Annotated in this window: 22 protein-coding genes and 1 pseudogene; 9 read left to right on the top strand and 14 right to left on the bottom strand. The window is 69.6% G+C overall.

All coding sequences use genetic code 11. The features are described from left to right. The first annotated feature begins 11 nt into the window (after window positions 1–11). Window positions 12–569 (top strand): DUF1439 domain-containing protein, encoded by a 558-nt coding sequence (locus K309_RS0103795; protein WP_029045175.1) that lies wholly within the window; start codon window positions 12–14, stop codon window positions 567–569. Here K309_RS0103795 and K309_RS35905 read toward each other — a convergent pair. From K309_RS35905 to K309_RS41535, 6 genes are all read right to left on the bottom strand, one after another. Continuing rightward, window positions 566–1,540 carry a DMT family transporter gene (locus tag K309_RS35905; RefSeq protein WP_084402348.1) on the bottom strand — a complete coding sequence of 325 codons (975 nt, stop codon included), beginning with the start codon at window positions 1,538–1,540 and terminating at the stop codon, window positions 566–568. The two genes, K309_RS0103795 and K309_RS35905, sit on opposite strands and share 4 nt — an antisense overlap. A 400-nt stretch (window positions 1,541–1,940) precedes the next feature. After that, on the bottom strand, window positions 1,941–2,768 hold the full coding sequence (locus K309_RS0103785; RefSeq protein ID WP_029045174.1) for an NAD-dependent protein deacetylase: 828 nt from the start codon (window positions 2,766–2,768) through the stop codon (window positions 1,941–1,943). Further along, the gene (locus K309_RS0103780; RefSeq protein ID WP_029045173.1) at window positions 2,765–2,968 is read right to left on the bottom strand and encodes an oxidoreductase-like domain-containing protein; all 204 of its coding nucleotides are present in this window, start codon (window positions 2,966–2,968) and stop codon (window positions 2,765–2,767) included. The genes K309_RS0103785 and K309_RS0103780 overlap by 4 nt, the downstream gene beginning before the upstream one ends. Before the next feature lie 108 nt (window positions 2,969–3,076). Next, complete coding sequence (locus K309_RS0103775) at window positions 3,077–3,403, bottom strand: hypothetical protein (protein WP_029045172.1); 327 nt, start codon at window positions 3,401–3,403, stop codon at window positions 3,077–3,079. A 75-nt stretch (window positions 3,404–3,478) separates the two neighbouring features. After that, window positions 3,479–3,715, bottom strand: coding sequence for a hypothetical protein (locus K309_RS0103770; RefSeq protein ID WP_029045171.1), 237 nt, complete (start codon window positions 3,713–3,715; stop codon window positions 3,479–3,481). Between the two features lie 32 nt (window positions 3,716–3,747). Continuing rightward, on the bottom strand, window positions 3,748–3,960 hold the full coding sequence (locus K309_RS41535; protein WP_156914293.1) for a hypothetical protein: 213 nt from the start codon (window positions 3,958–3,960) through the stop codon (window positions 3,748–3,750). Here K309_RS41535 and K309_RS0103760 point away from each other — a divergent pair. Together K309_RS0103760 and K309_RS0103755 are read left to right on the top strand one after the other, a co-directional pair. Beyond that, the gene (locus tag K309_RS0103760; RefSeq protein WP_029045170.1) at window positions 3,959–6,292 is read left to right on the top strand and encodes a patatin-like phospholipase family protein; all 2,334 of its coding nucleotides are present in this window, start codon (window positions 3,959–3,961) and stop codon (window positions 6,290–6,292) included. The genes K309_RS41535 and K309_RS0103760 overlap by 2 nt on opposite strands. A 511-nt stretch (window positions 6,293–6,803) precedes the next feature. Further along, window positions 6,804–7,652 carry an IclR family transcriptional regulator domain-containing protein gene (locus K309_RS0103755; RefSeq protein WP_029045169.1) on the top strand — a complete coding sequence of 283 codons (849 nt, stop codon included), beginning with the start codon at window positions 6,804–6,806 and terminating at the stop codon, window positions 7,650–7,652. Window positions 7,653–7,713: 61 nt separating this feature from the next. On the opposite strand, the gene K309_RS0103750 is transcribed toward K309_RS0103755, so the two are convergent. Continuing rightward, window positions 7,714–8,478 (bottom strand): flagellar brake protein, encoded by a 765-nt coding sequence (locus K309_RS0103750; RefSeq protein ID WP_029045168.1) that lies wholly within the window; start codon window positions 8,476–8,478, stop codon window positions 7,714–7,716. A 207-nt stretch (window positions 8,479–8,685) separates the two neighbouring features. Continuing rightward, window positions 8,686–9,610, bottom strand: a pseudogene (locus K309_RS35900) (LysR family transcriptional regulator). Window positions 9,611–9,761: 151 nt separating this feature from the next. Here K309_RS35900 and K309_RS0103740 point away from each other — a divergent pair. Next, window positions 9,762–10,385, top strand: a complete 624-nt coding sequence (locus tag K309_RS0103740) for a LysE family transporter (RefSeq protein WP_029045167.1) — start codon at window positions 9,762–9,764, stop codon at window positions 10,383–10,385. On the opposite strand, the gene thpR is transcribed toward K309_RS0103740, so the two are convergent. The 3 genes from thpR to K309_RS0103725 are packed head-to-tail and all read right to left on the bottom strand — an operon-like array spanning window position 10,369 to window position 12,932. Continuing rightward, a complete protein-coding gene (gene thpR, locus K309_RS0103735) occupies window positions 10,369–10,938 on the bottom strand; it encodes an RNA 2',3'-cyclic phosphodiesterase (RefSeq protein ID WP_029045166.1) in 570 nt (189 codons plus the stop codon). The two genes, K309_RS0103740 and thpR, sit on opposite strands and share 17 nt — an antisense overlap. A 9-nt stretch (window positions 10,939–10,947) precedes the next feature. Further along, entirely contained in the window at window positions 10,948–11,451 is a 504-nt protein-coding gene (locus K309_RS0103730; RefSeq protein ID WP_029045165.1) for a methylated-DNA--[protein]-cysteine S-methyltransferase, read from the bottom strand. Beyond that, window positions 11,448–12,932: a DNA-3-methyladenine glycosylase 2 family protein gene (locus K309_RS0103725; RefSeq protein ID WP_029045164.1), complete on the bottom strand. Its 1,485-nt coding sequence runs from the start codon at window positions 12,930–12,932 to the stop codon at window positions 11,448–11,450. The genes K309_RS0103730 and K309_RS0103725 overlap by 4 nt, the downstream gene beginning before the upstream one ends. Before the next feature lie 156 nt (window positions 12,933–13,088). On the opposite strand from K309_RS0103725, the gene K309_RS0103720 reads away from it, so the two are divergent. Further along, entirely contained in the window at window positions 13,089–15,941 is a 2,853-nt protein-coding gene (locus K309_RS0103720) for a M16 family metallopeptidase (protein WP_029045163.1), read from the top strand. A 231-nt stretch (window positions 15,942–16,172) separates the two neighbouring features. Beyond that, window positions 16,173–16,550, top strand: a complete 378-nt coding sequence (locus tag K309_RS0103715) for a hypothetical protein (protein ID WP_029045162.1) — start codon at window positions 16,173–16,175, stop codon at window positions 16,548–16,550. Between the two features lie 79 nt (window positions 16,551–16,629). Here K309_RS0103715 and K309_RS0103710 read toward each other — a convergent pair whose 3' ends face one another. The 3 genes from K309_RS0103710 to K309_RS0103700 form a co-directional block, all read right to left on the bottom strand. Beyond that, complete coding sequence (locus K309_RS0103710) at window positions 16,630–17,199, bottom strand: hypothetical protein (protein WP_029045161.1); 570 nt, start codon at window positions 17,197–17,199, stop codon at window positions 16,630–16,632. Window positions 17,200–17,231: 32 nt separating this feature from the next. After that, entirely contained in the window at window positions 17,232–18,389 is a 1,158-nt protein-coding gene (locus K309_RS0103705; protein WP_029045160.1) for an acyl-CoA dehydrogenase family protein, read from the bottom strand. A 119-nt stretch (window positions 18,390–18,508) separates the two neighbouring features. Next, window positions 18,509–20,305: an OPT/YSL family transporter gene (locus tag K309_RS0103700; protein WP_029045159.1), complete on the bottom strand. Its 1,797-nt coding sequence runs from the start codon at window positions 20,303–20,305 to the stop codon at window positions 18,509–18,511. 241 nt (window positions 20,306–20,546) lie between these two features. Between K309_RS0103700 and K309_RS0103695 the strand changes: the two genes are divergently transcribed. Genes K309_RS0103695 through K309_RS0103685 form a run of 3 tightly spaced genes read left to right on the top strand, consistent with a single transcriptional unit; the run spans window position 20,547 to window position 22,927 of the window. Further along, the gene (locus tag K309_RS0103695; protein WP_029045158.1) at window positions 20,547–22,256 is read left to right on the top strand and encodes an FAD-dependent oxidoreductase; all 1,710 of its coding nucleotides are present in this window, start codon (window positions 20,547–20,549) and stop codon (window positions 22,254–22,256) included. Next, window positions 22,246–22,425, top strand: a complete 180-nt coding sequence (locus K309_RS0103690; protein ID WP_029045157.1) for a hypothetical protein — start codon at window positions 22,246–22,248, stop codon at window positions 22,423–22,425. Before K309_RS0103695 ends, K309_RS0103690 begins: the two co-directional genes overlap by 11 nt. A 34-nt stretch (window positions 22,426–22,459) precedes the next feature. Next, window positions 22,460–22,927: a MarR family winged helix-turn-helix transcriptional regulator gene (locus K309_RS0103685; protein WP_029045156.1), complete on the top strand. Its 468-nt coding sequence runs from the start codon at window positions 22,460–22,462 to the stop codon at window positions 22,925–22,927. Window positions 22,928–22,936 lie beyond the last annotated feature (9 nt).

Raw genomic sequence — 22,936 nt, 5'->3', positions numbered from 1 at the left:
CGATCCGCCACATGCGCCTGCGCCCTTCCTTGTTCCTTGCCGCCGCGGCTGTCTGCGCCGCTGCCACGCCCGCCCTGGCCGGCTACAACGTCTGGACCGGCGAATACACGCTGACCCGCCAGGAACTGCAGGCCGCGCTGGAGCAGCGCTTTCCCGCCACGCTGCGCTACGCGGAAGTGGTGACCGTGCAGCTGAGCCACCCCCGTCTGGTACTCGACGAGGCCAGCAACCGGCTCACCACCCATGTCGACGCACGCCTGACCAACGCACTGCTGCCCTCGCCGCCGGTCGACGGCACGCTGGCGCTCAATAGCGGCGTGCGCTACGACCCCGGCCAGCGCGCCGTGCTGCTCGACAACCCCACGGTGCAGCAAGTGGAGGTCAACGGCATGGCCCAGTACCGCGAGCAGCTCAATGCCATCGGCGCGGTCGTCGCGCAGCAGTTGCTGAAGGACTATCCGGTCTACACCTTCAAACCCGAGGAACTGCGCTTCGGCGGCAAGGAGGTCGAGCCGGGGACGATCACGGTCGGCAAGGACGAAGTACGGGTCGAAGTGAAGAACCGCTAAGGCTGCGCCGTTTTCTGCGCCGTTTTCTGCGCCGTTTCCGGTGCCGTTTTCTGCGCCGTTTCCGGTGCCGGTTCCCGCGCGCCGCGGAACACCAGCGCCAGTCCTGCCAGCACCGCCGCCATGCCGGCGACCGCCAGCGGCGCCATCCGGTTGCCCAGCAGCAGGTAGTCCAGCACGGCGGTGCCGGCAGGGACCAGGTAGAACAGGCTGGTCACGTTGACCAGGTTGCCCGCGCGGATCAGCCGGTAGAACAGCAGTGTGGCGCCGATCGAGATGCCCAGCGTCAGCCACAGCAGCGGCAGCGCGAACGCCAGCGATACCTCGAAAGCAAAGGGCTGGAACGGCAGGCACAGCAGGCATGCCGCGAGGCTGGCGCCATACTGCAGCGGCAGCACCTGCGCCGGCTCGCGCGTGATGCGCTTCTGCAGGATGGCGCCGACGGTCATGCAAGCCAGCGATGCCAGCCCGCACAACACGCCCGCCAGGGAAAGCCGTGCCAGCAGCAGGCTGTCCGCGACCACCAGCGCCAACCCGGCAAGCGCGAGCGCCAGGCCCGCCATGCGGGCGGTGCTGTAGCGTCGCTCGGTCAGCAATAGGGTCAGCATCGGTTGCGCGCCCAGCACGGTGGCAAGCACGCCGGGCGTCATGCCGTGGTCGAGTGCGAGGAAATAGAACACGGCGTAGCCGCCGATCAGCAGCAGGCCGGTCAGCGCCACATGCAGCCGTTCGCCCCGCGGGGGCAGCACGTGGCCGCGGGCCAGGCCGATGGCGCCCAGCACGGCCAGCGTCAGGGCGAAGCGCAACGTCAGCAGCGCAAAAGGCGTGGCGTGGTCAAGCCCCAGGCGCGCCGCGATGGCGCCGCTGCTCCACAGCAGCACGAACAGGGGTGTGGCCCAGGGCGCGGCGGATACCGCATGCCGGGCATCGGTCGCGGCGCCAAGTTGCGCCGCGCAGTCTTTTTCGGTGGTCATGGAATGTCATCTGTCGAAAGCATGGCAGACCCCGGCGCGCAGGCGCGCCCAACAACCCACGGCGGCCGGCAGCGGCGCACAGGCGCGCGGCTACCGTGCCGTCAGGCACGCGCAGGCGTGAAAACCGGGGACGAGAGTGCTGCGATTCGGGCCGCGATGCGCGCCCGTCAGCCGCGTGGCGGCGGGGGCGGATGCGCGCCGCCGGAGAACGGCGGCGGTGCGACAGAGACGAACGCAGGCTGACGACGCACGCACGGCAACGCGTCGCACGGCGGTGCGGCGTTGACGGGGCGATGGCGGTCTGCGGTCATGACGAAATCGGGAATTTGATGCGAAGTCTGCCGATGCTATGCCTGTGTGGCGGCCGCGTCAACGGCGGCATCCATGATCTGGCCACCGCTCAATCTGCGGCGCCTGCATCGAGCTGCGCCACCAGCGCCTGCAGCGCCGGCGCGCAGCCGGCTTCGACCTTCAGCGCCAGCATGCCGTCCGCGCGCGTGGTGCCGAGGTTGAGCGCCGCCACCGGCTTGCCCATCTGTCCGGCCCAGACGCAGAATCGGTAGCCCGAGTAGACCATCAGCGACGAGCCCACCACCAGCATCGCGTCGGCGGCCTCCAGCGCCGCACGCGCGGCATCGACGCGCACGCGCGGCACCGACTCGCCGAAGAAGACCACGTCCGGCTTGAGGATGCCGCCGCAGCGTCCGCACTCGGGCACGCGGAACTGCGCGAACAGCGGCGATTCGAAATGCACGTCGCCATCGGCGGCCGGCTCGGCGATCACGTCGCGCAACGCGGCGTTCCGGTCCAGCAGCCAGTCCTGCAGGCCGGCGCGGTCATGGCGCGCGCCGCAGTCCAGACAGATGGCGCTGCCCAGGCTGCCGTGCAGCTCGATCACGTCGCGGCTGCCGGCGCGCTGGTGCAGGCCGTCGACATTCTGCGTGACCAGCGCTCCCAGGCGGCCCTGCTCGCCCAGCCGGACCAGCGCCTGATGGGCGCCGTTGGGCCGCGCCTGCCACGCCACCGGCCAGCCCAGCATGCTGCGCGCCCAATAGCGCTGGCGCCCGGCGTGCGAGCCGAGAAAGGCCTGCAGCGTGATCGGCTGCGAACGCTGCCACTGGCCACGCGCGTCGCGATAGCCGGGGATCCCGGAATCCGTGCTGATGCCGGCGCCGGTCAGCACGAACAGGCGCGGATGGCGCCGAACGAAGTCGAGCAACGCGTTCAATTGGCCGGATCCTCCGCGTGCCGCGCGGCCTGGCGCGCTTCCCACGCGCGCAGTTCCTCGCGGTAGCGGTCCAGTTCCTGGTAGTAGTAATCGAAGATGCAGGGATCGCAGCCGGAGCCGCAGCATTCGTCGTCGCCGGGCCGCTCGGGTGGTACGGGGCGCGGGTCATCGACGGGGTTGACGGGAGACGCTTGGGGCACGGACTGCACGCCGCTGCGGGCGGATTTGGCGGATCAGCCGCCAGTATATGCCGCCGGCGCCAACCACGCCGCCGCCCCGCCGCCGCGGCAGCGCCGCAGCAGTGGCCCTCAGTGGCTCAGCAGCACGTTGCCGACCGGGATCACCAGCGCCGTGCCGGACAGGCAGGCCATATCGTCATCGGCAAGCCAGCGCGCCACCAGGTCGGCCAGCCGCGCACCGATGCGGGCCAGCTCGGGCGGATCGGCCAGGTAGACGGCATCGATCACGTCCTGGTCGAACGCGAGCGACGCACTGACGCGGCAGCGGCCCGGCGAGCCGGGCGGCTCTGCCTGCCAGCTCACCTGCACCTCGCTACCCCCGGCGCGATGGTATTCGGCCGACATCGGGAACAGCCGGCAGGTATGTTCGCGGGTCCACTCCACCAGTACGGTCATGGCGATTCCCCCTTCTTCGCGGTCCGTGCGGTCCGTGCGGTTCCATGCCGCCCGCCGGGTGCGCCGCTGGCGGCTTCAGCGGCTCAGTACATGGTAGAGCCAGTCGTGCGCGCGTGGCGGCACGCCCAGCGCGATCGCGTCGATACGCCGGCCCTGCACGCAGATCGCGCCGTCGTGCAGGGCATCCACCGCTGCCTGGGCACTCGGGTACCGTCCCATCACGCCATTGCCCAGCATCAGCATCCAGTCCTTCTGGCGGGGAATCAGCGTCAGTTGCCCCGCCGCGGTCTGGCAAAAGAAATAACCGTACATGCATTCCCCACCCGCCTTGGCCTGCGTTCATCTTAGTCATTGCAGGGAGCTTGCGCAGCGCGCTGCCGGCCGCAGATGCCGATCTGCACGCTTCCGAGCGGCATGATGAATTGTTTTGCGGCACGGGCGCCGGGCGGCCCGCGCGCCGCGTTTTTGCCCGAAGATAAGCCGACGCCCATCCCGGCCGCGCACAGACCGGGCAACCGGCGCCGCATTGCGGCTGCCTGCTGAACGGACGACGACATGAAGGCAGCCACACCCCACGGGTTGCGGATCCTGCGGCTGGCAGCGCTTGCGCTGGCGGCGTGCCTTGCCGTGGGCGCCCGGGCCGCGCCGGAGGCAGCGACCGCATCGAGCGCGCCGGACATGCCGGGGCCAGCGATCTCCCCCCTGGCCCCTGCGGCGCCGGCCGTGATCGGCACGCCGGCCGCCACCGCCGCGCCAGCGCGCGGCACACGCCCGCGCATCTGCCTGGTGTTGTCCGGCGGCGGGGCGCGCGGCGCCGCGCATATCGGCGTGCTCAAGGTGCTGGAGGAACTGCGCGTGCCGGTGGACTGCATCGCAGGCACCAGCATGGGCTCGCTGGTCGGCGGCGCCTATGCCACCGGCATGTCGCCCGCCGAGATGGAGCGGCTGGTCGGCGGCCTGAGCACCGACAAGCTGTTCAAGGAACGTCCGCCGCGCCAGGACCTGACCATCCGCCGCAAGCAGGACGACTTCACCAACCTGTTCACGCCGGAAATCGGCGTGCAGTCGAGCGGGCTGATGCTGCCCAAGGGCGCGGTCTCGGGGGTGCAGCTGGAAACGGTGCTGCGCCAGCTGGCGCGCACGCCCGGCTACCGCGACTTCGACAAGCTGCCGATCCCCTACCGCGCCGTCGCCACCGACCTGGTCTCCGGCACGCCAGTGGTGTTCAACGCCGGCGAGCTGGCCAACGTGATGCGCGCCAGCATGTCGGTGCCGGGCGCGGTGGCGCCGGCGGAATACCAGGGCCGGCTACTGGTCGACGGCGGACTCACCGACAACCTGCCGGTCGGCGTGGCGCGCGCGATGGGCGCCGATGTCATCATCGCCGTCAACCTCGGCACGCCGCTGATGAAGCGCGAGGAGCTGACCTCCATCATCGGCGTGACGGGCCAGATGCTCAACATCCTGACCGAGCAGAACGTGCGCGCTTCGCTGGCCTCGCTGGCTCCCGCCGACGTGCTGATCGAGCCGGCGCTCGGCGATTTTTCCGCGACCGACTTCGACCACCTGACCGCCACCATCCCCATTGGCGAAGCCGCGACGCGCAAGGTGGCCGAACGCCTCGCACCGCTGGCTCTGCCGCCGGCGCAGTACGCGCAGCTGCGCGCCGTGCAGCAGGCAGTGCCGCCACCGGACACGCGCCCGGTCGATGCGATCGAGCTGGCGCCGCTGCACCGCGTCAACCCCGAGGTAGCCACGGCCGTGATGGAGACCAAGCCCGGCGAGCCGCTCGACCAGGCCACGCTCGACCAGGACATGCGGCGGCTGTTCGGCACCGGCGACTTCGAGCACGTCAACTACGGCATCATGGAAGAGCCGGGCAAGCGCATCCTGGTGGTCAATGCGGTCGAGAAATCGTACGGGCCCGACTACCTGCGCTTCGGCCTCGGGCTCAGTTCGGACTTCCGCGGCGATGCCTTCTTCAACCTGGTCGGCAGCTACCGGCGCACCTGGCTGAACTCGCTTGGCGCCGAGTGGCGTACCGATGCGCAGGTGGGCCAGACCACGTCGCTGATGAGCGAGTTCTACCAGCCGCTGAACACGCGCCAGTATTTCTTCATCGCCCCGCGCATCGAGCTGGAGCGGCGGCCGGTCAACGTGTTCCAGGGCAGCACCCGCCTGGCCACCTATGACCTGCGCCGCTTCGACGTCGCGCTGGACGTGGGCAGCCAGTTCACCAAGTACGGCGAGCTGCGTCTGGGCGTGCAGACCGGCACGCTGGACGCCACGCTGAGCACCGGCCCGGAGGCGCTGTCGCCGGGCCCCGGCAGGATCAAGCGCGGCGCCATTACCGGCCGGCTCTTCTTCGACCAGCTCGACAGCGTCGACTTCCCGCGCTTCGGCTATGCGGCCTCGCTGCGCGTCTATGCCTCGCAACCGGGGCTCGGTGCCGACGATTCCTATGTCAAGGCGCAGGCCGAAGGAACCTATGCGCATTCGTTCGGCAACCATACCGTCTCGCTCGGGTTCAAGGCCGGCACCAATGTCGGCAACCCGCTGCCGCGCTACGACCTGTTCCAGTGGGGCGGCTTCCTGCAGCAATCCGGCTATGCGACCGGCCAGCTGCTGGGCGGCAACCTGCAGTTTGCGCGGCTGGTCTACTACAACAAGCTGGCGCGGCAGACGCTGCTGCAGGGGATCTACGCCGGCTTCTCGCTGGAGGCGGGACGCATGGGCGCGCCGCTCGTGCCGGGCAGCCCGACCGGGCTGCTCAAGTCAGGATCGCTGTTCCTGGCGCTGGACAGCCCGCTGGGCCCGCTCTATTTCGCGTATGGCAGAGCCGCGGCGGGGACATACAGCTTCTACCTCTACCTCGGCAAGCCGTTCTGAGGCGCGGGAGGCAATAAGTGATGCGTGAGTACCCCACCAAAGTTGTATGTAATGTCTTAATTCAAATGTCTATACTTTTCCTGTCAGCAAGACCCCCTCTTGATTGACAGACCCTTCCCCGGTCGCCGCTACCCCAGCGGCGACTTTTTTATGTGCGGTCGCCGCGCGCCGGATAACGACCGCGAGTGCGTGATACCCCGCCCACCCTCCTATCATCCCTTTCGGGCCGCGCTGCCGGCCGCATTCGCGGAGGTCTCCATGCAGATCGATTTCCGTGCTGGGCAGCGCCGCGTTCGGCGTGGGCTGGGGGCTGGCCCGCGTGGCGTTGTTCAAGTTGGCGGAGCGGGTACGCAGGCGGCAAGCAGTGCGCGATCCAGGGTATGGCCTCGATCACAAAGCGAGCATCGTGCCCACCGGGACACACGTGGATGCACGCAATGCTGGCCCGTTGCGCCAAGCCGGTTTAAGATTGCGCGATTATCGAACAACGAACCCGGACAAGCACAGCCCAATGGAAGTCCTCCGCCCCATCGGTCTCGGTCATGCACAGGCCGACACCGTCCGCGTCGCCCGGCCGCACGCCGATTTGCTGAGCAGCTTTGCCGGCGATCCCAATTTCATGCTGTCGCTGGCGCGCGGGCTGACCGTGCTGGAGGCCTTCTCGGAACGCAAGCGCCCGCTGACCATCTCGCAGGTGGCGCAGCGCACGCAGCTGTCGCGCGCCTCGGTGCGGCGCTGCCTCTATACGCTGGAACAGCTCGGCTATGTCAGCCAGCAGGACGGCCAGTTCGCGCTGCGCCCGCGCGTGCTGCACCTCGGGCATGCGTATTTTTCCTCGACCTCGCTGGTGTCGCTGGCGCAGCCGATCCTGGACAACCTGAGCGCGCGCATCCACGAGACCTGCGCGCTCGCCATCCTCGACGGCACCGACATCCTGTATCTCGTCCGTTCCGAAGTGCAGCGCGTGCTGAACTACTCGCTGGGCATGGGCAGCCGCCTGCCGGCCTACTGCACCTCCAACGGCCGGCTGCTGCTGGCGCACCAGCCGGCCACGGTGCTCGACGGCTTCTTCGAGCATGCCGAGCTGCGTCCGCGCACGCTGCAGACCAAGGTGTCGCGGCAGGAGCTGGAGGCATGCTTCGCGCGGGCCCGCGAAGTCGACTACGTGATCGTTGATGAGGAGCTGGAGCCGGGCCTGCGCGCGATGTCCGTGCCGGTGCGCTCGGCCTCGGGCATCGTGCTGGCCGGCCTGAGCGTGAGCGTGCGCGCCGCGCGCGTGTCGGAAAGCGATATGGTCACGCGGCTGCTGCCGCCCATGCGCGAAGCCGCCGCGGCCATCGGCCGGCTGATCGGCTCCTAGGCGCGCGGCGGCGCCTAGCTGAGCATGGCCCGGGCACCGGCCGCGCCCGGGCCGGGACGCTTCAGCCCCGGTGTGCCAGCTCCAGCGCGAACACCAGCCGTTGCAGGAAATTCTCCATGCGGCCATCCGGACTGACAAAGGCGCAGCCGAAGTGGTGGATGGCGTTATCGTCGTGGCCGACCAGCCAGTGGCCGACCACCTGCAGGTCGAGCTCGACCTTGCCCAGTTCACGGAAATCGAGGCAGCACTTGGCCACGGTGGTGCCGACCGGCAACTGCTCCTCATTGACGCTCCTGGAGCGCAGCCCGACACCGGACAGTGACAGGTCGGCAATGTCCAGGCACAGCAGCGCATTGTCGGCGCGGCGGATCTCGCAGCGGTAGCCCTTGGTCACCAGCGTGCGCGCGCGGAAATGGCGGCGGCGCTGGAAGTGATAGAGCTTTTCCGGAAATTCGACGACAAAGGCCGGGCCTTCCTCGAAGCGGGTCGCGGCCGGCTGTCCGACCATGAAGTTCACCGGCACGCCGCGCAGCAAACCCGAGAACGCATTCTCTTCCGAAGTCATCAGCGACTGCCTCTCGGCGTCGGCATTGCACCAGTCGAACACGAAGGTCCGGTTGACCGGATCGACATGCAGCACCGAGGTGACAAACTGGTGGCCGGTGCGGGTGCGCACGCTCAGCATGCACTTCTGCCACGACAGGTCGCGCAGCACGGTGCCGATCTGGGAGTTGTGCGTGAGGCGGTAGCGCTCGTCCGCCGGCGTGGCTGCGGCGGCGTCGATATCGGTTCCGGTGCCGGCCCCGGTGGCTTCGTGCTGATTCATGGATTCACGCAACGTCTGGTATAGCGGGATGCCGCCGGGTCGTGGGGTAGTGGGGGGCGCGGCAGCCAGTCGGCCTGCCGGCCTGCCGGCCGCGCGCCGCATGTTAAGCGCGTGCCCCCGCGTCCGGCAAGGCTCATGGCGACACCTTCGGCAAAACTGTGGCAGAACTTGAGCACAGACTTACGGGGGGTAGCGCCCGCGCCGCTTTCAGGCTCCCTTCGGCTCCCACAGTGGGGCCACGGGCGGTGCGGGCGGGGCCGCCAGGGTAGCCAGCGCCTCTTCGCGCAGCCACGCCAGCAGCAGGAGCCGGCGCGTGTCGTGCTCGAACGGCGCCGGCGACAACAGATGGTAGGCCGATCCGTCCGGCGTGAAGCCGAACGGGGCAGCCAGGCGTCCGTCGGCGATCTCGTCGGCGGCCATCAGGCGCGAAGCCATGGCCCAGCCTAGACCCGCCGCGGCGGCCTGCAGGCTCAGGTAGAAATGCTCGTACCAGGCATCGCCCTCGAAGCTGGCGGCTTGCGCCGCCGGGCCGGCCGCCGCCAGCCAGCGTTGCCACGCATCGGGCCGGGTGCGCGTATGCAGCCGCGCCGGGACGGCGGCAGCGCCCTGCGCCAGCAGCGGGCGGCACACCGGCCCGACCCATTCCTGCGCCACCTCGCGCGCGTGCCAGCGCGGCTCAAAGGCAAAGTCATTGCGCCGCAGCGCCAGGTCGGCGCCGCTGCGCGCGAAATCGATCGGCCCGCCCGCCGCCATCAGGTGCAGCGGGATGTCGGGGTGGCGCGCGGCAAAGCGCGGCAAAGCGCGGCAGGCGCGGGATCAGCCAGCGCATCGCCACGGTCGGCTCGCACGACAGTACCAGCGCGCGGCCGGGCGGCTGGGTGCGGATGCGCGCGGCGGCGCCGGCCAGCATGTCCATTGACTGGGAGGCGGCGGCGAACAGCGTGCGCCCCGGCTCGGTCAGGAAGACGCCGCGGTTGCGCCGCTCGAACAGCGCGACGCCGAGCGTGTCCTCCAGCTGGCGAATCTGCCGGCTGACCGCGCCGTGGGTCAGGTGCAGCTCTTCGGCCGCGCGCACGAAGCTCTCGTGGCGTGCGGCAGCCTCGAAAAAGCGGATCCAGCCCAGCCAGTGCATCGGAATTTCAGTCAGTTTTTCTCACGGATTTGCGCAAGTATATATCGGTTGTGAGGGCCGTTTCTGGCACGCAGAATTGGGTACGCTTTGCCGCACCAGCCCAGGCTGGAGGCGGCAATCCGCCCTCAACCACAAGGTAATTTCACACAAAATGATTCCAGTCGCCGAATCGTTGGCGGTCGCCGCCGTGACCGTGCTCGCCGTGGTCAGCCCCGGACCGGACTTCGCCATGGTGACCCGCAACAGCTACCTGCATGGCCGCCGCGCCGGGCTGCTCAGCGCCCTTGGCATCGCGCTGGGGGTGCAGGTCCATGTGCTGTACACGATGTTCGGGGTGGCACTGCTGATGGCGCATGCGCACAGCGTCCTGACGGTGGTGAAGGCGCTGGGCGCGGCCTACCTGGTGTGGATCGGCCTGCAGACGCTGCGCCGGCGCGCGCCGCCGGCGGTCGACCTGCACGGCGCGCCGGCATTGCGGCCGGCCGCGGCCTTGCGCATGGGCTTCCTGACCAATGCGCTGAACCCGAAATGCACGCTTTTTGTCATCAGCACCTATACGCAGGTGGTCGATGCGCGCACGCCGGTGCCGGTGCAGTTCGGCTATGGCGCGTTCATGTCGCTGGCGCACCTGGCGTGGTTCGGCCTGGTGGCCTGCGTGTTCACCGCGCCGGCGTTGCGTGCGGCGATGCTGCACCGGCAGCGGCTGCTGGACGGCGCCATCGGGTCGGCGCTATGCGGGCTCGGGGTCGCGCTGGGGCTCAGCAACCTGGGGTAGCAGCGGGCCGGACCAGGGGCCACGCCTGCAGCACGAGATGCTCGGCGCCCTGCGGTCCCAGCCGGCTCTCGAACAGCACCAGCCGCTGCACCGGCCAAGGGTCGCTGGCGAGCATGCGTTGCGCGTCGAGCCAGGCGCGCAGCATCGCCTCGGGTACCGTGGGGCGGCAGCGTGCCAGTGTCAGGTGTGGATGGTAGCGGCGGCGCTCCGGCTCGATGCCGGCGGCATGCGCCAGCGCCTGCCCCACCGCGGCGTGCAGCGCGCGCAGCGCGTCAAGCCCGGGACCCGGCGCGAGGCCGGCCCACAGCACCGACCCCGGGCCGCTGCGGAAGCGGCCGGTGCCTGCAGCCTGCAGGGTGAAGGCGGGCGCCGCGAGTCCGTCGAGCGCGGCGTTCAGCTGCGCCTCGGGCACGCCACATTCGCCGAGGAAATGCAGGGTGAGATGAAGCTGGGTGGCCGGCACCGGGCGCAGGCCGCTGGCCACCGGAAGGGTGGACAGCAACCGCTCCGCCTGCGCGGGCGGGACTTCCACGGCGAAAAACAGGCGCGGCATGGCACCGGCTCAGGCGCCCGCCGGGCCGATGCCCTCGCGCCGCAGCAGTGCGCGCTTGCGCTCGATGCCGCCGGCGTAGCCGGTCAGTGCGCCGGCGCTGCCGAGCACGCGATGGCAGGGCACGATCACCGACAGCGGGTTGCGCCCCACCGCGCCGCCGACCGCGCGCGCGTGCGTCGGCGGCAGGCCGAGGGCGCCGGCCAGTTCGCCGTAGGACGCCGTTGCGCCGCATGGAATGTCCCGCAGCGCCTGCCAGACGCGCTGCTGGAACGGGCTGCCCGCGAAGCGCACCGGCACGGTAAAGGCGTCGCGCTTGCCGGCGAAGTATTCGGCCAGTTCCTGCGCGGCGCGTTCGAGCACGGCCGCTTCCTGCGGCGATGCCTCGCCGCAGCTCCCCGCCACGTTGGCCGGATAGTACTTCTGCCCCGCGAAGAAGACGCCGGTCAGGCACGTCCCTTCCGCGCGCAGCAGCATGGTGCCCAGCGGGCTGTCGATCTGGCGATGGCTGCTCATGTCATGGTCTCCGGTTCGGACACGGCGGTCGCGTCCTTCATGGTCTCATAGCGATGCCACAGGTGGACCGCCGCATAGGCGCGCCATGGCGCCCATTGCGCGGCGCGCGCGTGCATCGCGCGAACGGTGTCGACGCCCAGCACCTTGCGCAGCGCATAGTCGGTGCCCGGGAAGGCATCGGGCCAGCCGAGCGCGCGCATGGCGACATACTGCGCGGTCCAATCGCCGATGCCATCGATGGCGCGCAGCGCCGCCACGGTCGCTTCGGGCGGCGCGTGCGCGTCGAGCGCGATCGTGCCGTCGGCCACGCGCTGCGCCAGTGCCTGCAACGTGTGCGCCTTGCCCGCCGGCACGCCGGCATCGCGCAGGTCCTGCAGCGGCATGGCGGCGATGGTGGCGGCGCTCGGGAACAGGTGGCAAAGGCTGCCGGGCATTGCATCGGGCAGCGTTCCCGGCGCAGCCGCGCGCTGCGCCAATGCGGCCAGGATGCGGCGCGCATGCGCCACCGAAATGACCTGCCCCACCACCGCACGCACGGCAATCTCGAACCCGTCGACGCTGCCCGGCAAGCGCATGCCCGGCACGGCCTGCGCAAGCTCGCCGAGATGGCGGTCGACCACATCGGGGCGGCAACCCAGGTCGCACAGCCGCCGCACCTTGCCCAGCGTCTGCGGGATCGTGCGCGCCAGCGACGCAGACAAGGTCACGCGCAGCACCATGCGGCGCGGCACATGCTCGATGCGGACCCAGCCGGCATGCACGGTGCCGCCCGCTTCCACACGCAGCGTGCGCGCATAGGCGCCGTCGCGGATCTCTTCGATGCCATCCACCGCGCGCGTGGCCAGGAAGCGCAGCAGCGCCTCCCACGCCAGCGGCGGCCGGTAGCCTAGTTCGAACACGAGGCGGTCGGCCACGCCGTCGGTAGCGCGCCGGCGCAGCGCGAGCGGGGTCAGGCCGTAGCGCGTCTTCAGCACATCGTTGAAGCGGCGCACGCTGCCGAAGCCCGCCGCCAGCGCCACCTCGGTCACCGGCAGCGCGGTGTCCGCCAGCAGGCGCTTGGCCAGCAGCAAACGCTGTGTCTGCGCGTATTCGAGCACCGAGACACCGAACTGCGCGTCGAACAGGCGCCGCAAATGCCGCTCGGTCACGCCGATGCGCGCGGCCAGCGTGGCGACGCTGCCTTCGGCCATGAAGCCTTCGTCGATCAGCGTGGCGGCGGCCTGCGCGAGCCGGCCCGAGATATCGGCCAGGCCGTGGCCCGGCGCCAGTTCGGGGCGGCAGCGCAGGCAGGGGCGGAAGCCGTGCTTCTCGGCGGCGGCGGCACTTTCGTAGAAGGTGCAGTTCTCGCGCCTGGGGGTACGCACTGCGCACACCGGCCGGCAATACACGCCGGTCGAGGATACGCCTACGAAGAAGCGCCCGTCGAAGCGGCGGTCATGTGATGCCACGGCCTTGTAGCAGGTATCGGGATCGAGGTTCATGCCGGCATGCTACCGCTTCGGCAACCTGCGCACCGGCTGGATTCGGACATTTTCCTCTGGCATGCAGACGTGGGCTGCGGCACAGTTCCAGGTACGGGCGGCGGCTAGAATTGCGCTTTACGCCACCACCCGGCCTAGCCAAATCCCGGAGACGCCATGCGCCGTTTTGCCCTGCACCTGTCGATGCTTGCCGCGCTGGCCCCACTGCCCGCGCCGGCGCAACCCGTGCAGCCGGTGCCGGCGGCATCGCCTGCGCTGGCGCGGCAGGTCACCACCGTGGAGGGCATCACCGAGTACCGCCTGCCCAACGGCCTGCGCATCGTCCTGGCGCCGGACGCGGCCAAGCCCACCACCACGGTCAACATCACCTACCTCGTGGGCAGCCGCCACGAGAACTACGGCGAGACCGGCATGGCCCACCTGCTCGAGCACCTGCTGTTCAAGGGCACGCCATCGCTGCCGGGCAAGGCCATCCCTGCCGAGTTCGCGCGGCGCGGCATGAGCATCAACGGCACCACCGCGCAGGACCGTACCAACTACTTCGGCACCTTTGCCGCCAGCGACGAAAACCTCGACTGGGCGCTGCGCATGGAAGCGGACCGCATGGTCAACAGCGTGCTGTCCAAGGCCGACCTCGACAGTGAAATGACCGTGGTGCGCAACGAGATGGAAATGGGCGAGAACAGTCCATCGCGCATGCTGATGCAGCAGACCATGTCCGCCGCATACCGCTGGCACAACTACGGCAAGGCCCCGATCGGCGCGCGCAGCGATGTCGAGAACGTCAGCATCGACAGCCTGCGCGCGTTCTACCGGCGCTACTACCAGCCCGACAACGCCGTGCTGGTAGTGGCGGGCAGGTTCGACCCCGCCGCCACGCTGGCCCGCATCGAGCGCTACTTTGGCCCCATCCCGCGCCCCACGCGCGTGCTGCCGCCCGAGCATACGGTCGAGCCGGCGCAGGAAGGCGCGCGCGAACTGGTGGTCATGCGGCCCGGCGACAACAGCCTGGTGGCCGCGCAGTACCACGTCAGCCCCGGCGCGCATCCCGACACCACGGCACTGTCGCTGCTGACGATCATCCTCGGCGACACGCCCGGCGGACGCCTGTACAAGGCGCTGGTCGAGCGCGGCCAGGCCGCTTCGATCGGCAGCGCTTTCTATTCGATGAAGGATCCCGGCACGCTGCTGTTCATGGCGGAGACGTCCAGGGACCAGTCGCTCGCAGCCGCGCGCGCAGGCCTGATCACGCAGGTCGAAGGCTTTGCCGAGGCCCCCGTGACCGAAGCCGAGCTGGAACGCGCGCGCGTGCGCATGCGCAATGCCTACGACCACTACATGAGCGACCCGGGCGCGCTTGGTATCGCCCTGTCCGAAGCCATTGCCAAGGGCGACTGGCGGCTGTTCTTCCTGAACCGCGACCGCATCGACACGACCACGCTGGCAGACGTGCAGCGCGTGGCACAGAACTACCTGCAGTCGTCGAACCGCACCGTGGGCCTGTTCGTGCCGTCCGCGCAGCCAGCCCGCGCGCAGGTGCCCGCTACGCCGGATGTCGCCGCGATGGTCAGTGGCTACCAGGGCAAGCCGGCGCTGGCCGCGGTCGCGCCGTTCGACCCCAGCCCAGCCAATATCGAAGCACATACCACGCGCCAGACGCTGGCCAACGGCATGCAGCTGGCTCTGCTGCCCAAACCCGCGCGCGGCGAGGTGGTGCACGGCGTGCTGGTGCTGCGCATGGGAGACGCGCAGAGCCTGCAAGGGCTGACCACGGTGGGGGCGATGACCGCGACGATGCTTCGGCGCGGCGCCGGCGGCATGAGCCGCGAGCAGATCGCCGACCGCATCGAGGCGCTGCGCGCGCGCGTCGGCATCGGCGGCAATTCCGAGCGCGTGACCGTCAGCTTCGAAACGCGCCGGGCCCAGCTGCCCGAGCTGCTGGCACTGCTGCGCGAGATCCTGCGCGCGCCTGACTTCCCCGAAGCGGAATTCGAGACGCTGCGCAAGACCAGCATCGCCGATATCGAAAGCATCCAGAGCCAGCCGGGCGTGATGGCATCGAATGCACTCGGCCGTCACGGTGACCCTTATCCCGTGGGCGACCCGCGCCACGCGCGCAGTTTCGCCGAGAACATCGCCGACCTGCGCGCGGCCACGCTGGCGCAGGTGCGGGATTTCCATGCGCGTTTCTACGGCGCGGGCAATGCGCAGCTGAGCCTGGTCGGTGACTTCGACGCGCCGGCCGCGGCGGCGCAGGCCGCGCAGCTGTTCGGCGACTGGACCGCGGCGCAGCCGTATGCGCGCGTCGACCGGCCCTTCGTGCCGATTCCGCCGGCAGAACTCACGCTCCCCGCGCCGGGCAAGGCGAATGCCGTCTACGTGGCCGCGGCGCCGATCGACCTGACCAGCGACTCGCCGGACTATGCGCTGATGATGATCGCGAACCGCGTGCTGGGGGGTGCCAGCCTGCGCAGCCGGCTGGCCGACCGCCTGCGCCAGCAGGAGGGGTTGAGCTACGGCGCCAGCAGCTGGGTACAGGTGGGCGCGCTCGACCGCGCCGGCCGCTTCGGCGTGCAGGCGCAGTATGCGCCGCAGAACCTCGCGCGCTTGCAGCGCGCGGTCGCCGACGAACTCGAGCGCTTCACGCGCGACGGCATCACCGCACCGGAACTGGCGGAAGCTGTCAGCGGCCTGCTGCAGCAGGGCACGGTCAGCCGCAGCAATGACGCAGCGCTGGCGGGTACGCTTGCCTACCAGCTCTACCTGGGCCGCACCATGGCCTTTACCGCGGAACTCGAGACACGCCTGCGCGCGGCCACGACGGAATCGGTCAACGCCGCGATCCGGCGCTATATACAGGCGGGGGGAATGTCCCGCGTCTATGCGGGCGACTTCAGCGGGGCGCTCGCGGCGCAACCGACTCACGCACGCGATGCGGCCAGCGGCAGCCAGCCAGGCGGCGGGGCGAGCACCGAAGCCGCCGGCACCACGCCGGCCGCGCAGCCCTGACATACCGGGGAAACAAAATTCGGCTGCACTGGCGGGCGGCCAGGCTAAGTGACGGGTAAGGACCGGGTAAGGACCGGGTAAAGGCCGGGTAAGCACCGGGTAAGGGCCGGGTAAGGGCCGGGTAAGGGCCGGGCGCGCAGGACAGGCGGGCAGGCACCGCGATGCAGGCTCTTGCCGCGACCCCGGGTTGACTGTATATTCGTACAGTATAAGTCGATACAAGAGGTGTGGATGTCAATCGTGCGAGCTGGCAGCAAGGCAGAAGCGCTCCGGCTTCTGGCCTCGGAAGACGTGCTGGCCCTGGAGCTGGACTATGAGACGGGCTGGCAGGATGCGGTCGAACTCGGCAGGCTCGGAGAAAAGCGCGGTATCAAGGTGCAGTATCGCGGACAGGAAAGCATTGCCGTCCGCTCCCGCGAAGCCCTGATCGAAGGGCTCGCCAAACCCAAGGGCACGTTCCGCCAACGCAATCTCTATTGCCAGTTCGACCTCGGCACGCTGGCGGACCATGAACTGCTCGAACTCGAAGCCAAGGCCACGCGGCTCGGGGACTATATTCTCGCCGGCCACCTGCTGCGCGATGTCGATGGCGTGTGGCCGCAGCAATAGCCGCAGCAATAAGCGCAGCAACCAAGAATAAAGGCCGCCATGCCGGCGGCCCTCGACCTTCTCATCGCACCCGGTGCGATCAGTGCCAGACCCGCGTCGCGTTGGCCCATCGCGCCGCGCACGATTGCGTGGCGACAGCAGCGATCGCCCTGGCCGCCTCATCGGCTTCGGCGAGCTGTCCGGCATTGGCCGACGACACCTGCGCGGCGCTGTCCAGTGCCGTGCGCCACATGACTGCCGACACCAGCGTCTTGCATTGGCGGCGTTCGCCATGCGCCAGCGCCAGCAGGCGCTCGTAGCCCTCCATCACGATCAGGCGGTCGCCGCGGCACGGCTGCAGTTGCAGCGTGTACAGGTGATCGCATTCGCAATGCAGGCTACCGCCGCTTATCGCCAGCACGATCGCGCCAGGCAGCGCGATGCCGCTGGCCTGCACCTCGCGGCGCAAGCGCGCCAGATGCGCCTGCGCGCGCGGGTCGCTGACCTGGGCGATGTTGGCCGGCACCGCGCCCAGCGCCATCAGCTCCGCGGGCGATACCGCCAGCGTGTACGCCTGCAGCGCACTGCGATAGGACGCCACCACCGCGCGCAGGCGGTGCGGCGTGTCAACGTCATGGCCTGCCGGCCCGCGATCCTGCCAATCGTTCATGTCGACTCCTGCCGCGCCGGGCGGTTGCATGGTCAGTCGCGCAGCAGCTGCTTGGCGATGATCAACTGCTGGATCTGCGTGGTGCCTTCATACAGGCGCAGCAGGCGCACGTCGCGGTAGAAGCGCTCGGCCTTGTACTCGGCGATATAGCCGGCGCCGCCGTGGATCTGCACGGCGCGGTCGGCAACGCGGCCCACCATCTCGGTACAGAACATCTTGGTGCAGGAGGCCAGCATGCTGACTTCCGGATCGCTCTTGCCTGCGGGCTTGGCGTCATAGCGCTGCGCGCAGTCGCGCACCATCGACAGGCCGGCATAGAGCTCGGCCTGGCTGTCGGCCAGCATGGCCTGGATCAGCTGGAAGTCGCCAATGGGCTTGCCGAACTGCTTGCGCTCCTTGGCATACGCCACCGCGTCGGTGATCAGGCGATGCGCCATGCCGCAGGCCAGCGCCGAGAGATGCAGGCGGCCGCGGTCGAGCACCTTCATGGCGGTCTTGAAGCCCACGCCCGGCACGCCGCCGATGATGTTGGCGGCGGGCACGCGCGCGTTCTCCAGCACCACGTCGCAGGTCTTGGTGCCGCGCTGGCCCATCTTCTTGTCCGGCTTGCCCAGCGAGATGCCCGGGGTGTCGGCCGGCACGATAAAGGACGAAATGCCCGAGGCACCCGGACCGCCAGTGCGCGCCATCAGCGTGAAGGCGCCGGCGCGCGGTGCGTTGGTAATAAAACGCTTGGTGCCGTTGATGACGTAGTGGTCGCCGTCCAGTTCGGCCCTGGTCTGCAGCGAGGCGGCGTCGGAGCCGGCATTCGGCTCGGTCAGCGCAAACGAGATGATCAGGTCGCCGCTGGCGATACGCGGCAGGTAAGACTGCTTCTGCGCTTCGGTGCCATCCATCAGGATGCCCTGCGAGCCGATGCCGACGTTGGTGCCGAACACCGAGCGGAAGGCAAACGCGGTGTGGCCGAGGTCATACACCACATCGCATTCCTGCGACATCGACAGGCCGATGCCGCCGTAGTTTTCGGGAATGGAGATGCCGAACAGGCCCATCTCCTTCATGTCCGCGACGATATCGGCGGGGACGTCGTCGATCTCTTCCAGCGTGTCCTCGGCGGGCTTCAGGCGTTCGTCGATGAAGCGCTGCACCGAGGCGCGCAGCAGGGCAAAGGATTCTTGGTCAAGGGCCATGAGGATTCTCCGGGTCAGGCGGTACTTCTGTCTGGCCGACATGGTACGCCGGCCGTGCGATTTGACAATCCACTGGAGATTGGACAGAAGCGTCAATGGAATTTGACAATCCGCCGCTGTCAGCTCCACGTCACTGCGAGCAGCCCGATCAGGCCGAGGGCCAGTGCCGCCAGCGCGTCGCCGGCGATCAGGCCGCCGCCCAGCAGCGATGCGGTGCTCATGTCCCCGGGCAGCGCCTGCCGGTCATGCCTGGCCCCGGGCTTGCGCCTGGCCATGGCGCCGCCGACACTTGCCGCCACGCCGCCAGCGGCCATCCAGCCGGCTGCTGACAGGTTGACGAAGCCGCCGAAGGACGAGGCATAGGGTGACGGCAGGAGCACCGCATCCAGCAGGAAATCCGCCACCCTGCCCGGCAGGCCAGACTGCGCGAAGCGCTGCCACGCCGGGCCGCCCAGGATGACCCTGCGCAGCACCGCCGTCGCCAGCCCCAGTGCCAGCCCGAGCGCCACCGCGGCATGCTGCGCGGCGCGCGGCTGCGCCAGCCCGTGCAGCACGCCGACGATCTTGTAGGTCATGGCGGAAGTCCAGCGCGCCGGCTGCTGGTCCGCCGGCAGCTGGGTCTGGTCCAGCGCCAGCACCGGATACGCCTGCATGAACAGCCGCGCCATCGCCACGGCAACAAGCGCGCCCACCACGATACCGGCGACCTGATAGCCGAACTGCACCATGCGGTCGCTGCCGAGGCGCCAGCCGGTGGAGCGGTCCTGCTGCATGTCGCTGGCTTCGGCGGTCGCCACCAGCAGCACGGTCGCCGCGATCAGGCCGACATGCGGCGCGCGCAAGCCGGCCGCGGCCATCAGGATCACCGTCAGCACGAAGGCGGACGAGATCGGGTTCTGGTCGACCATGCCGACCGAGATGCCGTTGACCAGCGCGAACACCAGCACCAGCAGCACCGCCATCAGCTGGAAGCCCAGCGGCTGGCCAAACCACGCCACGCCCGCGGCTACGGTGCCCACGCCCCACAGCAGCGCCCACGCGGCCACCCAGGCCATGCCGGGCCCACGCCGCGCCTGCGCCTCCCGCGAGGCCTGGCTGCGCCAGCGTCGCCACGCCTGCGCCAGCAGCAGCGCGACATCGAGCGCCGCCGCGCCCATGATCATGCCCAGCGCCACCAGGAAGGTAGCCTTGCGATACGGTTCGCCAGGCGCGAGCCACCCCACGGACACGAACCACGGCGTCAGCGCCCAGCCGGCAAGGCCACCCACCAGCGCGGCAATACCGATGCGCGCCCCGACGATCATGCCGGCGCCGAAGGTTGCCGCCGACAGGTCCAGCGCCGCCAGCCACGGCACGCGCGCGGCGCCCAGGCCGCTGGCCATCCCCAGCGCCATGCCGCCGCCCAGCCGCGCCACCGAGCGCCGCAGCAGCACCGGGTCGGTCAGCGCGCGCAGGATATTGGCAACCGCCAGTCCCGACGGGAACGTCAGCTGCATGCGGTCCACCAGCAATGGCGTGTACAGCATGCCGATGCCAACGCCATACATGCCGATGCACAGCATGTAGAGCACGAGCTGCCACAGCGGCGGTGACGGCATGCCCATCCAGGCCATCGCCTGCAGCACCACGGCCATGCCGCCCATTCCCGCCACCGACGCCGCCGCGGTCTGGATGTAGTTGGCACCATGCCGGCCCGGTGCGCCATAGCCCGCCGTCACCACCGAGCCAAGTATGCCGGCCAGCACCTGGCCACCGACAAAGAAGCCCAGCGAGAAATTCATGTAAGCCGCGGCTATGCCGCCGAGCGGCCCGAGCACCAGCATGCCGGCGGCGCCCAGCAGCGCGTGGTAGCGCCAGCTGCCGGCAGCTGGCAGCCAGCTGGCGCGGGGCACGGCGTCGGTGGGCAGGATCGGCATGGCGAAGGCTCGGAGGCAGCAGTAGCGGGGTGCGCTCTGCGAAGCATAGGCCACGGCACGGGGTGGGCGATGTGCGCCTTGTCTCCCTCCTTGTCTCCCTGCTTGTCTCCCTGCTTGTCTCCCTGCTTGTCTCCCTTTGGCGGGCGGAGCCGTTAAGCCAAGCGGGTAAACACTAGTTTCGCGCGCAACTATCTGAGATATAGTTTCGCACACAACCAATTGCACAGAACGAGACCCCGCCATGCCAGACTCCACCGTCCCCCACGCGGCAGTGCCGCCGGCACCGCCTCCCGTTACCGCGCGCCCCTGGCCGCGACACGTACCCGTGCTGATCGCCGGCGGCGGCCCGGTCGGGCTGGCGCTGGCGGCGCTGCTGGCGCGCTACGGCATCGCCACGCTGGTGGTCGAGGCCGACGACGGCTACTGCGCCGGGAGCCGCGCCATCTGCATGTCGCGCCGCTCGCTCGAGATCCTGGCCTGGGTCGGCGCGGACCGGCAAACGGTCGAAACCGGCCTGCCCTGGGTGGGCGGCCGCAGCTACTACCGCGACGCCGAGGTGCTGCACTTCCGCATGCCGAGCGAGCCTGACGAACGCTTTGCGCCGATGGTCAATATCCAGCAGTACTACCTCGAAGCGTTCGCGCACGAGGCCGCGCTGCGGGGGGCCACGCCGGCCGACGTGCGCTTCGGTGCGCGCGTGCGCGCGGTGCGGCCGCATGACGGTGGCGTCGTCGCCGAAATCGAAAGCGCCGACGGCGTGGCGCAGGTCGACGCGCAATGGCTGGTGGCCTGCGACGGCGGCCGCAGCACGGTGCGCGAGCAACTGGGCCTGCGCATGGAAGGCACGCAGTATGAAGGCCGCTATGTGATCGTCGACATCGTGCAGAAAACCCGGCGCGAGGTGGAACGGCTGGCCTGGTTCGACCCGCCGTCGAATCCGGGCTCGACCATCCTGATGCACCGCCAGCCTGACGACGTCTGGCGCATCGACTACCAGATCCGCGACGACGAGGATCCCGAGGAAGCGGTCAAGCCGGAGAATGTGCTGCCTCGCGTGCAGAGCCACCTCGACATGATCGGCGAGACCGAGCCCTGGCAGCCGCTGTGGATCTCGATCTACAACGCCAAGTGCCTGACGCTGCCGGACTATCGCCACGGCCGCGTGCTGTTCGCCGGCGACGCCGCGCACCTGGTGCCGATCTTCGGCGTGCGCGGGCTCAACTCGGGGCTGGACGACGCCGGCAACCTGGCGTGGAAGCTGGCCGCGGTAGTACGCGGCCAGGCGGCGGACAGCCTGCTCGACTCCTATTCGGTCGAGCGCGTCCACGCCACCCGGCAGAACATCGCCTACGGCGCCAAGAGCACCGAATTCATGGCGCCGCCCGACTTTGCCTTCCGCCTGATGCGCGAAGCCACGCTGCGGCTGGCACAGGGCGACAACCCGGTGCGTTCGCTGATCAACCCGCGCCAGTCGGCACCGATCGCCTATGCCGGTTCGCCGCTGAACGGAGCCAGCGACTTCGGCGCCGACTGCCCCGGCGCCGCGCCCGGGTTGCCCGCTCCGGAGGCGCGCGTCGCCAGCGCGGAAGGCATCGGCCACCTGACGCAATGCTTCGGGCAGCGCTTCACGCTGCTGTACTTCGGCGACTCGCCGACGCTGCCCGCCCCGCTGGCCGCGCTGGCGCAGGCCCATCCGCATACGCTGCAGGCACGCGTGGTCGTCAACGGCACCACCGCCCCCGCAGAGGGCGCGCTCGCCGATGTCGCCGGCCAGGCGCAGTCGCGCTACGGCGCCCGGCCCGGCACGCTCTACGCGATCCGCCCCGACGGATACGTGCTGTCGCGCTGGCGCGCGCCCGCATGGGACGACGTCGGCGCAACCCTCGCCCCGCTGATGCAAACCCCGCAATCCCCGCAACCCCAGCAGTCCGGAGCCCGCCATGCAAGCTGATGACCTTGACCTCGCCTATACCCGCCTGTGCGAAGCCATGGGCCGCGTTGGCGAAGAACGATCCCCGCTGCTGCTGGCGATGATGTGCCTTGGGCTGATGAGCCGGCAGGAATCGCTGGCACCGGTGCTTGCATTGATCGACGAGGCGGAGGCGCGCAGCCAGCCGTAGGCACTACAATGCCGACGCCCGACCGGACATCGCCATGAAACCACTGCCACGCCTGGACCAGTTCCTGACCTACCGCCTGCACCAGGTCAACAAGCTCAGCGACAAGGACAGCGCTGCCGCCTACCTGGAGCAGTGCGGCCTGCTGCTGAGCGAAGGCCGCTGCCTGGCCGCGATCGGCGCGTTCGCGCCGCTGTCGGTCAACGCGCTGGCGCACCGCGCCAACCTGACCAAGGGCCAGGCCAGCCGCTCGGCGCAGGCGCTGGTGGAACGGGGGCTGGTCAGCAAGGAATCCAGCGCCGCCGATGGCCGCGGCGTGGTGCTGTCGCTGACCGCGCAGGGCAAGCCGCTGTACCGGCAGGCGATCGCCATGATTGCGCGGCGCAATGACGAGATCTTCGGCTGCCTGAGCGAGGATGAGCAGGCGCTGCTCGGCAGCCTGCTCGACCGGCTGGTCGCGCACGCCGCCCGGCAGGACGGCGCGGCGGGTATTGACGAAACCTAGGACGAAACC

This window comes from Cupriavidus phytohabitans, from assembly GCF_000426345.1.
Taxonomy (GTDB): domain Bacteria; phylum Pseudomonadota; class Gammaproteobacteria; order Burkholderiales; family Burkholderiaceae; genus Cupriavidus.
Note: the sequence above shows the minus strand (reverse complement) of the source record. Positions and strands in the feature narration are given on the sequence as shown.

Coding starts and splice junctions, on each gene's coding strand:
- K309_RS0103795 (WP_029045175.1), top strand. CDS start 12: ATGCGCCTGCGCCCTTCCTTGTTCCTTGCCGCCGCGGCTGTCTGCGCC.
- K309_RS35905 (WP_084402348.1), bottom strand. CDS start 1,540: ATGACCACCGAAAAAGACTGCGCGGCGCAACTTGGCGCCGCGACCGAT.
- K309_RS0103775 (WP_029045172.1), bottom strand. CDS start 3,403: ATGACCGTACTGGTGGAGTGGACCCGCGAACATACCTGCCGGCTGTTC.
- K309_RS0103770 (WP_029045171.1), bottom strand. CDS start 3,715: ATGTACGGTTATTTCTTTTGCCAGACCGCGGCGGGGCAACTGACGCTG.
- K309_RS0103760 (WP_029045170.1), top strand. CDS start 3,959: ATGAAGGCAGCCACACCCCACGGGTTGCGGATCCTGCGGCTGGCAGCG.
- K309_RS41535 (WP_156914293.1), bottom strand. CDS start 3,960: ATGTCGTCGTCCGTTCAGCAGGCAGCCGCAATGCGGCGCCGGTTGCCC.
- K309_RS0103755 (WP_029045169.1), top strand. CDS start 6,804: ATGGAAGTCCTCCGCCCCATCGGTCTCGGTCATGCACAGGCCGACACC.
- K309_RS0103750 (WP_029045168.1), bottom strand. CDS start 8,478: ATGAATCAGCACGAAGCCACCGGGGCCGGCACCGGAACCGATATCGAC.
- K309_RS0103740 (WP_029045167.1), top strand. CDS start 9,762: ATGATTCCAGTCGCCGAATCGTTGGCGGTCGCCGCCGTGACCGTGCTC.
- thpR (WP_029045166.1), bottom strand. CDS start 10,938: ATGCCGCGCCTGTTTTTCGCCGTGGAAGTCCCGCCCGCGCAGGCGGAG.
- K309_RS0103730 (WP_029045165.1), bottom strand. CDS start 11,451: ATGAGCAGCCATCGCCAGATCGACAGCCCGCTGGGCACCATGCTGCTG.
- K309_RS0103725 (WP_029045164.1), bottom strand. CDS start 12,932: ATGAACCTCGATCCCGATACCTGCTACAAGGCCGTGGCATCACATGAC.
- K309_RS0103720 (WP_029045163.1), top strand. CDS start 13,089: ATGCGCCGTTTTGCCCTGCACCTGTCGATGCTTGCCGCGCTGGCCCCA.
- K309_RS0103715 (WP_029045162.1), top strand. CDS start 16,173: ATGTCAATCGTGCGAGCTGGCAGCAAGGCAGAAGCGCTCCGGCTTCTG.
- K309_RS0103710 (WP_029045161.1), bottom strand. CDS start 17,199: ATGAACGATTGGCAGGATCGCGGGCCGGCAGGCCATGACGTTGACACG.
- K309_RS0103705 (WP_029045160.1), bottom strand. CDS start 18,389: ATGGCCCTTGACCAAGAATCCTTTGCCCTGCTGCGCGCCTCGGTGCAG.
- K309_RS0103700 (WP_029045159.1), bottom strand. CDS start 20,305: ATGCCGATCCTGCCCACCGACGCCGTGCCCCGCGCCAGCTGGCTGCCA.
- K309_RS0103695 (WP_029045158.1), top strand. CDS start 20,547: ATGCCAGACTCCACCGTCCCCCACGCGGCAGTGCCGCCGGCACCGCCT.
- K309_RS0103690 (WP_029045157.1), top strand. CDS start 22,246: ATGCAAGCTGATGACCTTGACCTCGCCTATACCCGCCTGTGCGAAGCC.
- K309_RS0103685 (WP_029045156.1), top strand. CDS start 22,460: ATGAAACCACTGCCACGCCTGGACCAGTTCCTGACCTACCGCCTGCAC.